The 12,495-nt window shown below is 74.4% G+C and carries 10 protein-coding genes; 5 read left to right on the top strand and 5 right to left on the bottom strand.

Going from position 1 to position 12,495, the window contains the following annotated elements; translation table 11 throughout:
* Nucleotides 1-34: 34 nt before the first annotated feature.
* Entirely contained in the window at nt 35-1,606 is a 1,572-nt protein-coding gene (gene purH, locus ADL22_RS23940; protein ID WP_066983494.1) for a bifunctional phosphoribosylaminoimidazolecarboxamide formyltransferase/IMP cyclohydrolase, read from the bottom strand.
* Nucleotides 1,603-2,256 (bottom strand): phosphoribosylglycinamide formyltransferase, encoded by a 654-nt coding sequence (gene purN / locus ADL22_RS23935; RefSeq protein WP_066983491.1) that lies wholly within the window; start codon nt 2,254-2,256, stop codon nt 1,603-1,605. The genes purH and purN overlap by 4 nt, the downstream gene beginning before the upstream one ends.
* A 270-nt stretch (nt 2,257-2,526) precedes the next feature.
* On the opposite strand from purN, the gene ADL22_RS23930 reads away from it, so the two are divergent.
* Entirely contained in the window at nt 2,527-3,456 is a 930-nt protein-coding gene (locus ADL22_RS23930) for a hypothetical protein (RefSeq protein ID WP_066983488.1), read from the top strand.
* Between the two features lie 13 nt (nt 3,457-3,469).
* On the opposite strand, the gene ADL22_RS35815 is transcribed toward ADL22_RS23930, so the two are convergent.
* A complete protein-coding gene (locus ADL22_RS35815) occupies nt 3,470-4,861 on the bottom strand; it encodes a DUF6350 family protein (RefSeq protein WP_199836365.1) in 1,392 nt (463 codons plus the stop codon).
* Between the two features lie 98 nt (nt 4,862-4,959).
* Between ADL22_RS35815 and ADL22_RS23920 the strand changes: the two genes are divergently transcribed.
* A complete protein-coding gene (locus ADL22_RS23920; protein WP_234430839.1) occupies nt 4,960-5,925 on the top strand; it encodes a hypothetical protein in 966 nt (321 codons plus the stop codon).
* 200 nt (nt 5,926-6,125) lie between these two features.
* Here ADL22_RS23920 and sucD read toward each other — a convergent pair whose 3' ends face one another.
* Nucleotides 6,126-7,010: a succinate--CoA ligase subunit alpha gene (gene sucD / locus ADL22_RS23915; protein ID WP_066983485.1), complete on the bottom strand. Its 885-nt coding sequence runs from the start codon at nt 7,008-7,010 to the stop codon at nt 6,126-6,128.
* A 22-nt stretch (nt 7,011-7,032) separates the two neighbouring features.
* On the bottom strand, nt 7,033-8,211 hold the full coding sequence (gene sucC / locus ADL22_RS23910; protein WP_066983482.1) for an ADP-forming succinate--CoA ligase subunit beta: 1,179 nt from the start codon (nt 8,209-8,211) through the stop codon (nt 7,033-7,035).
* Between the two features lie 790 nt (nt 8,212-9,001).
* Between sucC and ADL22_RS23905 the strand changes: the two genes are divergently transcribed.
* The 3 genes from ADL22_RS23905 (at nt 9,002) to ADL22_RS23895 (ending at nt 12,256) form a co-directional block, all read left to right on the top strand.
* Nucleotides 9,002-10,849, top strand: a complete 1,848-nt coding sequence (locus ADL22_RS23905; protein WP_066983479.1) for a phage tail sheath family protein — start codon at nt 9,002-9,004, stop codon at nt 10,847-10,849.
* Nucleotides 10,850-10,951: 102 nt separating this feature from the next.
* On the top strand, nt 10,952-11,476 hold the full coding sequence (locus ADL22_RS23900; RefSeq protein ID WP_016574124.1) for a phage tail protein: 525 nt from the start codon (nt 10,952-10,954) through the stop codon (nt 11,474-11,476).
* 21 nt (nt 11,477-11,497) lie between these two features.
* A complete protein-coding gene (locus tag ADL22_RS23895) occupies nt 11,498-12,256 on the top strand; it encodes a hypothetical protein (protein ID WP_066983476.1) in 759 nt (252 codons plus the stop codon).
* The last annotated feature ends 239 nt before the right edge of the window (nt 12,257-12,495 follow it).

The following is a 12,495-nucleotide window of genomic DNA, read 5'->3' as shown; positions in this document are numbered from 1 at the left end:
TGCGGCCCTCAGCGTTGTGCGGTTATGCGGGACCTCAGTGGAAGAAGTGGCGGGTGCCGGTGAAGTACATCGTGACGCCGGCCTTCTTGGCGGCCTCGACGACCAGTTCGTCGCGGATCGAGCCGCCGGGCTGGACGATCGCGCGGACGCCCGCCTCGATCAGGATCTCCGGGCCGTCCGGGAACGGGAAGAAGGCGTCCGAGGCGGCGTAGGAGCCGCGCGCCCGCTCCGCGCCGGCCCGCTCCACGGCGAGCTTGCAGGAGTCGACGCGGTTGACCTGGCCCATGCCGACGCCGACCGACGCGCCGTCCTTGACGAGCAGGATGGCGTTGGACTTCACCGCGCGGCACGCCTTCCAGGCGAAGGCCAGCTCGGCCAGCTCGGCCTCGGGGAGCGGTTCGCCGCTGGCGAGGGTCCAGGTGGCCGGGTCGTCGCCGGCGGCCTGGAAGACGTCGGTCTGCTGGAGCACCGCGCCGCCCGAGAGCAGCTTGAGGTCGCCGGGCTGGTGCGGGCTGCCCTCGACCTTCAGGACGCGGAGGTTCTTCTTCCGGGCGAGGATCTCCAGCGCGCCGTCCTCGTAGTCCGGGGCGGCGATGACCTCGGTGAAGATCTCCGCGACCTGCTCGGCCAGCGCGACGGTCACCGGGCGGTTCACCGCGATGACGCCGCCGAACGCGGAGACCGGATCGCAGGCGTGCGCCTTGCGGTGCGCCTCGGCGACGTCCGCGCCGATGGCGATACCGCACGGGTTGGCGTGCTTGATGATGGCGACGCAAGGCTGCTCGTGGTCGTAGGCGGCGCGGCGGGCGGCCTCGGTGTCCACGTAGTTGTTGAAGGACATCTCCTTGCCGTGCAGCTGCTCGGCGTTGGCGATACCGCCCGGCCGGCCGTCGGTGTAGAGGGCCGCGGCCTGGTGCGGGTTCTCGCCGTAGCGCAGGGTGCTGCGGCGCTCCCAGGTGCCGCCGAAGAACGCGGGGAGGGCCGGGCCGTCCTCCTCGGGCGCGTAGACGTTGGTCATCCAGGAGGAGACGGCGACGTCGTAGGCGGCGGTGTGCTGGAACGCCTCGGCGGCCAGCCGCTTGCGGGCGGCGAGGTCGAAGCCGCCGCTCCGGACGGCCGCGAGGACGTCGGCGTAGCGCTCGGGGCTGGTGACCACGGCGACCGAGGGGTGGTTCTTGGCGGCGGCGCGGACCATCGAGGGGCCGCCGATGTCGATCTGCTCGACGCACTCGTCGGGGGCGGCGCCGGAGGCGACGGTCTCCCGGAACGGGTAGAGGTTGACCACGACCAGGTCGAACGGCTCGACACCGAGGTCGGCCAGCTGCCGCTGGTGGTCCTCGCGGCGCAGGTCGGCGAGGATGCCGGCGTGGACCTTGGGGTGCAGGGTCTTGACCCGGCCGTCGAGGCACTCCGGGAAGCCGGTGAGCTCCTCGACCTTGGTGACCGGCACCCCGGCGGCGGCGATCCTCGCGGCCGTCGATCCGGTCGAGACCAGCTGGACGCCGGCCGCGTGCAGCCCCTGGGCCAGCTCCTCCAGCCCGGACTTGTCGTAGACGCTGACCAGCGCGCGGCGGATGGGCCGCTGCGTACCTTCGGTGGCGGTCACGAGATACGTACCTTTCGTCCCTCTATGCGGTAGCCGTGCCGGGCCAGACGCCCCACGACCTCGACGAGCAGCGAGCGCTCGACGTCCTTGATGCGCTCATGCAGCGCGGATTCGTCGTCCTCCTCCCGGACCTCGACCACGCCCTGGGCGATGATCGGTCCGGTGTCGACCCCGTCGTCGACGAAGTGGACGGTGCAGCCGGTGACCTTCGCACCGTACGCGAGCGCGTCGCGGACGCCGTGGGCACCGGGAAAACTGGGCAGCAGCGCCGGGTGGGTGTTGATCGTCCGGCCGCCGAAGCGGGCCAGGAACTCCGGGCCGAGGATCTTCATGAAGCCGGCCGAGACCACCAGGTCGGGGCGGTGCGCGGCGGTCGCCGCGGTCAGCGCCGCGTCCCAGGCCGCGCGGTCGGGGTAGTCCGCGAGGCGGCAGACGAACGCCGGCAGCCCGGCCCGCTCGGCGCGCGCCAGCCCGGCGATCCCGGCGCGGTCCGCGCCCACCGCCACGATCTCGGCGCCGTACGCCTGCGCGCCCTCCTCGGCGATGGCGTCGAGCAGCGCCTGGAGGTTGGTGCCCGAACCGGAGACGAGTACCACGATCCGGGCCGGGGCGGAGCCGGCGGGACGAGCGGGAAGGGGGGAGGAGGCCACGGTGGGGTCTTTCTCGCCAGGTCGTACGGGGCTGGACAGGTGGGGTGTGGAGTTTGTGCGGTCGTACAAAGCGAGGGGTAGCGGGAATCCGGGGAACCCTACGAAGGCGCCGACCGTCAGCAACGATACCGGCACTCCGTGCGGCCCCCACGGGACGGGGGCGGGCACGGGAGGTAGCGTCGGGCGGGAGCACGCATGCAGTTCACGGTGACCGCCCGCCCGGCCCACCTGCCGGACGGACGCCCACGACAAGGGGAAGACTCACTCCAGATGCCGGACCGACGCCGCCGCGCGGCTCTCCTCACGTCCCCCGCCGCCACCGCCGGGTGGTACCCCCAGCCCGTCACCGCCCCCGGGGCGGTCCTGCTGCCGCGCGAGCGCTCGTCGTCGTCCGCCCCGGATTCCGCGCCCGCCGGCTCCGGCCGCGGCGGCCGCGACGACCGGGACGACAACCCCTTCGCGCCGCCGCCGGCCGGCGCCCCCGACCAGGAGTGGCGCCCGCGCCCCCACCTCACCGGGCACGCCCGGGAGGACGGCGGCGAGGGCGACGGCGGGAACGGCGAGGGGCGTCCCGGCCAGCCGCCGGCCTGGGGCAGCCAGTGGAGCAGCCGCCAGCCGGGCCGGCAGAGCGGCGGGTTCGGCAGCCGGCCGGGCCGGGGCGGCGGCCAGGGCGGACCGGGCGGGCCGGGCGGCCAGGGCGGCGGACCCGGCGGACTGCGCTGGGACCCCACCGACCCGCTCCAGCGCCGGGCCCGCTACGCCCTGCTGGCCGGGATGTGGGCGTTCTTCTTCGTGCTGTTCAGCCTGCCGGAGGTGGCGCTGCTGCTCGGCGCGCTCTCGCTGTACTGGGGCATCAGCGCGCTGCGCGGCAAGCCGGAGCCGAAGCAGGCGGCGTCCGGTGGCGCCGCGGAGGGCCGTCCGGCCGGCGGCGCCGCGTCCGCGCCGGGCCGTCCTGGCGGCGCCCCGGGAGCGCCGGGCGTCCCGGGCCCCGGCGTGCGGCCGCAGACCACCGCCGCGGTCGCCGGTCTGGTGGCCGCCTCGCTGGCGCTGATGATGGTGGCCGCGACGTTCACCGTGCAGCTCGTCTACCGCCCGTACTTCACCTGCGTGAACGACGCGCTGACCCGGGCCGCGACCAAGTCCTGCGAACAGCTCCTGCCGCCGCAGCTCCGGCCGCTGCTCAGCCAGCAGCAGCCCTAGGGGGCAGCGGGGTCTAGCCGGTGGTGCGGCGGCGGAAGGGCAGGCCGATGCGGCGGGCGCGGCCCGGGGGCCGGTCCTCCGCCGCCGGGGGCCGGTCTTCCGTCATCCGCCGCGCCGTGTGCCGCCGCCAGGCCCGCAGGGCGAGCGCGCCGGGCACGCCGGTCAGCGCGGCCCAGCCGGCCGCCGCGGGCCCGGTGAGCCACCACACCGGGCCGAACGAGGCGAGCGCGCCGCGGCCCACCGCGCCGCCCGCCAGCGCGGCCAGGACCGCCATCGCCAGCCCGCACAGCCCGGCCGCCACCGCCGCCGTACCGGCCGTCCGCCGCCACGAGCGGTGCCCGTCCCCGGCCGCGTACCGGGCCAGCGCCGCGCCCGCCGCGGCCGGGACCACCGCCAGCGCCAGCCAGCCCGGCCAGGAGCCGGGGCCCGGGTCCGGTACGCCGCTGAGCAGCGGGAACGGCGGCAGCGGCGGACGCGGCGCGGTGCCCAGCGGCCCGACCGCGGCGCCCGTGCCGACGGTGAAGCCCGGCCCCAGGCCGTAGCCGGCGCCCCAGACCGCCGCGTTGGGCAGCAGGAAGAGGCAGAGCAGCAGCAGGGTGCCGCGGCCGGCCCAGTCCGGGGCGAGGCGGGTCAGATCGCCGCCGAACCGCCCGGCGTGCAGCGCCAGCCCGAGGAGGGTGAGCGCGGTGCCGGCGGCCAGCAGGGCGAGGGTGGCGGCGGCCGCCGCGGTACGGGCGGTGGCGAAGCGGGGGCCGGTGCAGGCGGCGCGGACGGCGGGCGGCAGCGCCGCCAGGGCGGTGCGGACGCGGGCCGGGAGCAGGGCCGCGGCGTCCGCGCCGAGGGTGTGCCAGGCGGTGGCCGCGACGGTGGCGGCCGCGGTGCCCGGGACGGCGAGCAGCGCGGAGAGCGGGGCGGCGGGGAGCCCGCCGGTCGAGGTGTAGAGCAGCGCCCCGGCGGCGACCAGCAGATAGCCGGCGAGCAGGGCGCCGAGGAGGGTGCGCGGGGCGGCCGCCGGGCCGGTGCCGGGCGCGGCGGGGCGGTCGGCGGTGGCCGCGGCCAGGGTGTCGCGGGCGGCGCGGTGCAGCAGCCAGAGCGGGAGCGCGGCGAGCAGCAGCGGGGTGACGGCCAGCGGCGCGGGGGCGCCGGAGAGCGTTGCGGTGCGGACGAGGTCCCCGCCGTGCGCCAGGAACCACAGCCCGGCGGCCAGGTGCAGCGCCCGGGACGGGCCGCTGTCGGGGTACGGGGAGGCGATCCAGAGCAGCAGGACGGCGACCGCGAGCGCGCCCAGGCCGAGTCCGGCGGCGGTGGCGCCGCTGACGGCGGCGGTGCCGATCGCCGAGGAGCGCCGGGCGGCGGTCCGGCCGTGCGAGGAGAGGGTGGTGCCGCGTTCGGTCAACTGGCTCACACCGCCATGCTGCCAATAACACCCCTTTCCACCACGTACCGGGCATCCGTCCGCCGTGTCGCGTGAGTTCCGCCCCGCGCCGTTCCCAGACTTCCGCCATGACCACGCGCGACGGCCACCCCACTGGTAACGGAATTCCCGACGCCACATCAGAATCCCGGAGCGGCAACGAAACTGACTCGCCGTCAGTGGAATTCGACGCGCTCTACGCGGCGCACGCCGGACCGCTGGTGCAGCAGGCGGTGCTGCTGACCGGGCGGGCGCGGCTGGCGCGGCGGGCGGTGGAGCGGGCGTTCCAGGCGGCCTGGCAGCGGTGGCCGGAGGTGGCCGCGGACCCGGATCCGGCGGGGTGGGTGCGGGCGGCGGCGTACGAGTACGCGCTGGCGCCGTGGCGGCGGGTGCCGGCCCGGCTGCGGCGGGCCGAGCGGCCGGGCCCGGGGACGCCCGCGCCGCCGGCGGACGCACCGGCGGACCGGGCGCTGCTGGCGGCGCTGCTGGCGCTGCCCGTGCCGTACCGGCGGACGCTGCTGCTGCACGACGGGGTGGGGCTGGGACTGCACCGGACGGCGGTGGAGGTGGAGGCCAGTACGCCGGCGGCGACCGGGCGGCTGACGCACGCCCGGGAGTGCCTGGCCGCCGAGCTGCCGGAGCTGGGGCTGCGGGGGCTGCCGCCGGACCGGCAGGGGGCGGTGCTGCACGCCCGGCTGGCGGCGCTGGCGGCGTCCCGCCCGGTGGCGCCGCCGGCCGCGCGGGAGGTGCGGGCCGCCGGGGAGCGGCGGGCCCGGCGGGCGACCCGGGCCGGTTTCGGCGCGGCCGGGGTGCTGGTGGTGGCCGCGCTGGCGGTCTCGCTGGGGACGCCGGACGGCTACCGGCCGCCGCCCCGGCGCCCGGCCGTGGCGGTCCCGTCCGTGCCGTCCGCGCCGGCCGGGCCGTCCGCCCGCGCGGGGTCGGCGCCGGCGGTGGCGGTGCAGCAGGGCGCGACGGCCCCGGGGAAGCGGCGCCACCGGCGGCCCGGGCACCGGACGCTGCCGCCCGGCGCCCGGCTGGCGCCCGACGCCCGCTGACCGGACCCGGGCGGCCTACGGGACCGGAAGGCGCCCGGCGTACGGACCGGAAGGCACCCGGCGTACGGGGACCGGAACGGCCACCGGCCCGCACCGCCCCCAAACGCCCACAGGCCCGCACCCCTCACCGGGTGCGGGCCCGTGGCCGTATCGCGGTGGCGCCGCCGGACGGGGCGGCGCCACCGGACTTGGTGTCGGCGTCAGCCGGCCAGGATCTCCCGGGCCAGCAGCGCGGTCTCGGACGGGGTCTTGCCGACCTTCACGCCCGCGGCTTCCAGGGCCTCCTTCTTCGCCTGGGCGGTGCCGGACGAGCCGGAGACGATGGCGCCGGCGTGGCCCATGGTCTTGCCCTCGGGGGCGGTGAAGCCCGCGACGTAGCCGACGACCGGCTTGGTCACGTGCTCCTTGATGAAGTCGGCCGCCCGCTCCTCGGCGTCGCCGCCGATCTCGCCGATCATCACGATCAGGTCGGTGTCGGGGTCGTCCTGGAACGCCTTGAGGGCGTCGATGTGGGTGGTGCCGATGACCGGGTCACCGCCGATGCCGACCGCCGACGAGAAGCCGATGTCGCGCAGCTCGTACATCATCTGGTAGGTCAGCGTGCCGGACTTCGACACCAGGCCGATGCGGCCGGGCTTGGTGATGTCGCCCGGGATGATGCCGGCGTTGGACTGGCCGGGGGTGATCAGGCCGGGGCAGTTCGGGCCGATGATCCGGGTCTTGTTGCCCTTGGCCTTGGCGTAGGCCCAGAAGGCGGCGGAGTCGTGCACCGCGATGCCCTCGGTGATCACGACGGCCAGCGGGATCTCGGCGTCGATGGCCTCGACGACGGCGGCCTTGGCGAAGGCCGGCGGGACGAAGAGGACGGAGACGTTGGCGCCCGTCTTCTCCATCGCCTCCTTGACGGAGCCGAAGACCGGGACCTCGGTGCCGTCGAAGTCGACGGACGTGCCGGCCTTGCGCGGGTTCACGCCGCCGACGATGTTCGTGCCGTCGCCGAGCATGAGCTTGGTGTGCTTCATGCCCGTGGCACCGGTCATGCCCTGGACGATGACCTTGGAGTCCTTGTTGAGGAAGATAGCCATGGCTGTGGTTGTCCCTCGTCCCTTACTTGGCCGCGGCCAGCTCGGCGGCCTTGTCGGCCGCACCGTCCATCGTGTCCACGCGCTGCACCAGCGGGTGGTTGGCGTCCGAGAGGATCTTGCGACCCAGCTCCGCGTTGTTGCCGTCCAGGCGGACGACCAGCGGCTTGGTGACGTTCTCGCCCTTGGACTTCAGCAGCTCCAGGGCCTGCACGATGCCGTTGGCGACCTCGTCGCAGGCGGTGATGCCGCCGAAGACGTTGACGAACACGGACTTCACGTCCGGGTCGCCGAGGATGATCTCCAGGCCGTTCGCCATGACCTCGGCCGAGGCGCCGCCGCCGATGTCGAGGAAGTTGGCGGGCTTGACGCCGCCGTGCTTCTCACCGGCGTACGCGACGACGTCCAGGGTGCTCATGACCAGGCCCGCGCCGTTGCCGATGATGCCGACCTGGCCGTCGAGCTTGACGTAGTTCAGGCCCTTGGCCTTGGCCGCGGCCTCGAGCGGGTTGGCCGCCGCCTTGTCCTCCAGGGCCGCGTGCTCCGGCTGGCGGAACTCCGCGTTGGCGTCCAGGGAGACCTTGCCGTCCAGCGCGATGACCTCGCCGGAGGCGACCTTGGCCAGCGGGTTGACCTCGACCAGGAGGGCGTCCTCCTTGATGAAGGTCTGCCACAGGGTGACCAGGACGTCGGCGACCTTGTCGGCGACCTCGGCCGGGAACTTGGCCTGGGCGACGATCTCCTGGGCCTTCTCCTTGGTCACGCCCTCGTTGGCGTCGACCGGGACCTTCGCCAGCGCCTCCGGCTTGGTGGCGGCGACCTCCTCGATGTCCATGCCGCCCTCGACGGAGGCCATGGCCAGGAAGGTGCGGTTGGTGCGGTCGAGGAGGTACGAGACGTAGTACTCCTCGGCGATCTCGGGGGCCGTCTCCGCGATCATCACCTTGTGGACCGTGTGGCCCTTGATGTCCATGCCCAGGATCTGGCGCGACTTCTCGACCGCGTCGTCCGGGCTGTCGGCCAGCTTGACGCCGCCGGCCTTGCCGCGGCCGCCGACCTTGACCTGCGCCTTGACGACAGACCGGCCCCCCAGCCGCTCGGTCACCTCGCGCGCCGCCTCAGGCGTGTCGATGACTTCACCGGCCAGCACCGGTACACCGTGCTTGGCGAAGAGGTCCCTCGCCTGGTACTCGAACAGGTCCACGCGCGTCCGTCCCTTGTCTTCTCAGAATCGCCGTAGTGATCGCGGTTCGTTCGTCTGCGATGGGCGTGCCGCGAAGGGCAACGTGACGGCGCTGTCACAGGGGAGGCGTATACACGGTGTCCGGATACGCGGCATGTCCGTCTCGCAGGGTATCGCCGCCGGACAGGCGTCCCTAAATCGCAGATCACACTCCGGCGGTGATTACTGTCACAGATCTATTGGCCAACTTACTCCGCCGCCGCTTTTCCGCAGGTTCGCGGCGGTCCGCCGGTGATATTTCGCAGGACCGAACGGGGCCGGGGGCCGCCCCACCGCCATCCGCCGTGCACGCCGTGGCCATGCGCCGTTCGGGCGCCGGGGCGGGACGATCCGGTGCGCCGGGCCGTACCGGTTCGGTGCGCGGGAGAGCGGGAATCCGTTTGGGAAGAAGGTGCGACGCGTCCGCACAGGACCTCCGCAGGGGGTGTCCGGAAAGCTCCTTGCCCCTCCAACTCCCCCTGGCGGAAACTGCGTTGAGCACTTACGCATCAGGAGTCACAAGCCGCCAGACGCATGCTCGGGGCTTGGTCCCGTGCGGGCTTCGGCCACGGAAATCCGTGCCGTTCCGCACCGGACGCAGACGGGGGAACTTGATGGGTGGTGGGGGGATGCCCGGCCGCGCCCGGCGCGGGGAGCGGTCGTGGAATCCGCCCGTGCCCGCGCCCCTCCCCCTTCTTCCCGCCGCCCCTCCCCAGGCTTTCGCGATTTCTTGGTGTCCTCGCACTCGGTGCCTGAAGGGATTGGAGGGGGAATGCCGACACATACGACCTATCCCGGCGTCTATGTCGAAGAGCTTCCCAGCAGCACCCGCAGCATCACCACCGTGACGACCTCGGTGACCGCGTTCGCCGGCCACACCCGGCGCGGTCCGCTCAATCAGCCGGTGAGGATCACCAGCTTCGCCGATTTCGAACGCCGATTCGGCGGTCTGACCTCGCGCAGCCCGGTCTCGTACGCCGTCCACCAGTTCTTCGGCAACGGCGGGACGGTCGCGGTGATCGTCCGGGTGGCCCGGGCCGGCACCGGCGAGGAGGCCCGTACGGTCCTGGAGTCCACCGAGGGCCGCAGCCGCTGCCCGGCCCTGGAGGTGCACGCCAAGGAGCCGGGCGTGTGGGGCGACGGCCTGCGCGTCGCCATCGACCACGACACCCCGTGTCCCGAGGAGACCTTCAACCTCCAGGTGCTGGACGCGCACGGCACCGCCCGGGAGTCGTTCGCCGGGCTGTCCATGGACCCCGGCAGCGGCCGCTTCGCGGAGACGGTCGTCAACGCCGGTTCGGCGCTGATCCGGGTGGTCGCGGTGGGCGAGGACCGCCCGGACCCGTCCGGTACGGTCTCCAAGCCGTTCCACCACGAACTCCCCGACCTGAATGTCGAGTTGACGGTCAAGATCGGCGACGTGGAGCGCGAGTTCACGCTCTACGACCCGGACTGCGACGGCGAGCCGCCGTGCGACGTCACCGGCCTGGCGCTGCTGCTGGAGCACAAGCTGCGCGCCCTGCCGGACGCCCCCGGCAAGCACGCCTTCGCCGGCACCCGGGTGACCGCCTTCGGGCGCCGCCTCCAGGTGGTGGCCGGCTCCACCGACCCCGGCGACGTGGTCCGCTTCGTCGGCGAGTGCGCCAACGACCTGGGGCTGGAGGCGTCGGTCAACCCTCCGGTCTTCCCGCTGTGCGGCGGCCGGGACGGCGATCCGCCCGGGCCGCGCGACCTGATCGGCAGCGAGGCCCGCAAGAGCGGCCTCCAGGCGCTCCGCGACGTCCCGGACGTCAATCTGCTCGCGCTGCCCGAGCTGGCCTCGTACGAGTCCGCCGAGGACATGGCCACGGTGATCTCGGCGGCCCAGCGGCTGTGCCAGGAGCGGCGGATGTTCCTGCTGGTCGACGCGCCCGCCGCGTGGGGCAGTGTGGACGCCGCGCGGGCCGGGATCGGCGCGTTCGACGCGGTGCGCGGCAACCACGCGGCCCTGTATTTCCCGCACCTCCAGCTCACCGACCCGCTGACCGGCCGGCTGCGTTCCTTCCCGCCGTGCGGCGCGCTGGCGGGCGTGATCGCCCGGACGGACGGTGAGCGCGGGGTGTGGAAGGCCCCGGCGGGCACCGAGGCCCGGCTGGCCGGTGTGCACGGGCTGACCGTCACCCTCACCGACCGCGAGAACGGCCTGCTCAACCCGCTCGGCATCAACTGCCTGCGGACCTTCCCGATGGCCGGCCCGCTGGTGTGGGGCGCGCGGACGCTGGAGGGCGCGGACGCGCTGGACAGCGAGTGGAAGTACGTCCCGGTGCGGCGGCTGGCGCTGCACGTCGAGGAGAGCCTGCTGCGCGGGCTGCAGTGGGTGGTCTTCGAGCCGAACACCGAACAGCTCTGGCAGCAGATCCGGCTGAGCGCCTCGGCCTATCTGCACACGCTCTTCGAGAAGGGCGCCTTCAAGGGCACCACCCCGCGCCAGGCGTACTTCGTCAAGTGCGACAAGGACACCACCACGGAGGCGGACATCGCGAACGGGGTCGTGAACGTCCTCGTCGGCATCGCGCCGGTCAAGCCGGCCGAGTTCGTGATCGTCCGGATCCAGCAGCTGGCGGGGCAGTTCGAGCTCTAGGGCCGTAGGGGCCAGAGGGGCCGCCAGGGCCGCTCCGCCCGTTCTCCGGACGCGCAGGCAAAGGACGTGAAGGACCGATGGCTGAGGACGTGAAGGATTCCGATGGCTGAGTTCAAGATCAACGCCCATCGCTTCGACCCGTACAAGAACTTCAAGTTCCTGGTGCTGTGGGACGGCCGCACGGTCGCCGGGGTCAGCAAGATCAGCCCGCTCAAGCGCACCACCGAGGTCGTCAAGCACCGCAACGGCGGCGACCCCAGCTCACCGCGCAAATCGCCGGGCCGCTCGGAGTTCGAGGGCATCACCCTGGAGCGCGGGGTGACCCACGACCCGGAGTTCGACCGCTGGGCCAACAAGGTCTGGCAGGTCGGCGCCGGCCTCGGCTCGGAGGTCTCGCTCGCCGACTTCCGCAAGGACATCGTCATCCAGGTCCTCAACGAGGCCGGGCAGGTCGCCGTCTCGCACAAGATCTACCGGTCCTGGCCGAGCGAGTACCAGGTCCTGGGCGAGATGGACGCCAACGCCAACGCGGTGGCCATCCAGAGCCTGAAGCTGGAATGCGAGGGGTGGGAGCGCGACTACGAGGTGCCCGAGCCCGAGGAGCCCTCGTTCACCCACCCGGCCTGACCGGCGGCGGCGGGAGGAGGCATGGCGGTCACCGGGCCGGCGGAGCTGCTGGCCACCTGGGAGGCCGGGCTGGACCGGCCGGGCGCGGACCGGGCCCTGCTGCTGCACCGGGCGGCCCGGCCCGGCGCGGACCCCGGCGCGCTGCTGTCGGCGCCGCTCGGGGAGCGGGCGGCCGACCTCTTCGCCCTGCGCCGGACGCTGTTCGGCGACCGGATGGAGGTCACGCTCGACTGCGCGGCGGCGGGGTGCGGTACGGCGCTGGAGTTCGAGCTGGACGCCGGCGCCCAGGCGGCCCGGCGCCCGCGGCTGCCGGAGGGCGGGCTGCGGGTGGCGGAGGACGGGTGGGAGGCGCGGTTCCGGCTGCCCTGCCCCGCGGACCTCGCCGCGGTGGCCGCCGCGCGCCCGGCGGACGCCACGGCCGCCCGGCGGCTGCTCGCGGCCCGCTGCGCGCTGACCGCCCACCGGTCCGGCCAGGAGGCCGCCGCGGATGACCTGGCCCGGCTGCCCGACGCGGTGCTCAAACGCTTCGCGGAGGCCGCCGAGCAGGCCGACCCCGGCGCCGAACTGACGCTGGAGATCGCCTGCCCGCAGTGCGGCGCGGCCACCCCCGCCGAGCTGGACATCGCCGCGTACCTGTGGACCGAACTGGACGCCTGGGCCCGGGACCTCCTCCTGGACGTCCATCTGCTCGCCTCGGCCTACGGCTGGAGCGAGCCCGAGATCCTGGCGCTGAGCCCGCTGCGCCGCCGCTACTACCTGGAGCTGTGCGCGGATGGCTGAGATGACACCCGGGGTGCCCGGGAGGCCCGGAACGCCCGGGACACCCGGGAACCCCGAGACGCCCGCCGCGGCGCCGGAGGGGCCCGGGGATTACCTGGGGCGGCTGGTGGCGCGGTGCGTTGTGCCGGGGGCTGGTGGGCCCTTTGGCGAGCCCGGTGGGCCTGGTGGGCCTGGGGAGGTGGGGCGGCGGGCGCTCGTTCGGCCGCGGTTGCCGGAGCCGTTCGAACGGGGCGTGGGGG

The organism is Streptomyces sp. NRRL F-4489 (assembly GCF_001509485.1).
Lineage (GTDB): Bacteria > Actinomycetota > Actinomycetes > Streptomycetales > Streptomycetaceae > Streptomyces.
The sequence above is the reverse complement of the archived record's forward strand: the minus strand, read 5'-3'. Positions and strand labels throughout refer to the sequence as shown.

Excerpts from the sequence above, each read along its gene's own strand:
- ADL22_RS23930 (WP_066983488.1), top strand. The coding sequence starts at position 2,527 with ATGCCGGACCGACGCCGCCGCGCGGCTCTCCTCACGTCCCCCGCCGCC.
- ADL22_RS23920 (WP_234430839.1), top strand. The coding sequence starts at position 4,960 with ATGACCACGCGCGACGGCCACCCCACTGGTAACGGAATTCCCGACGCC.
- sucD (WP_066983485.1), bottom strand. The coding sequence starts at position 7,010 with ATGGCTATCTTCCTCAACAAGGACTCCAAGGTCATCGTCCAGGGCATG.
- ADL22_RS23905 (WP_066983479.1), top strand. The coding sequence starts at position 9,002 with ATGCCGACACATACGACCTATCCCGGCGTCTATGTCGAAGAGCTTCCC.
- ADL22_RS23900 (WP_016574124.1), top strand. The coding sequence starts at position 10,952 with ATGGCTGAGTTCAAGATCAACGCCCATCGCTTCGACCCGTACAAGAAC.
- ADL22_RS23895 (WP_066983476.1), top strand. The coding sequence starts at position 11,498 with ATGGCGGTCACCGGGCCGGCGGAGCTGCTGGCCACCTGGGAGGCCGGG.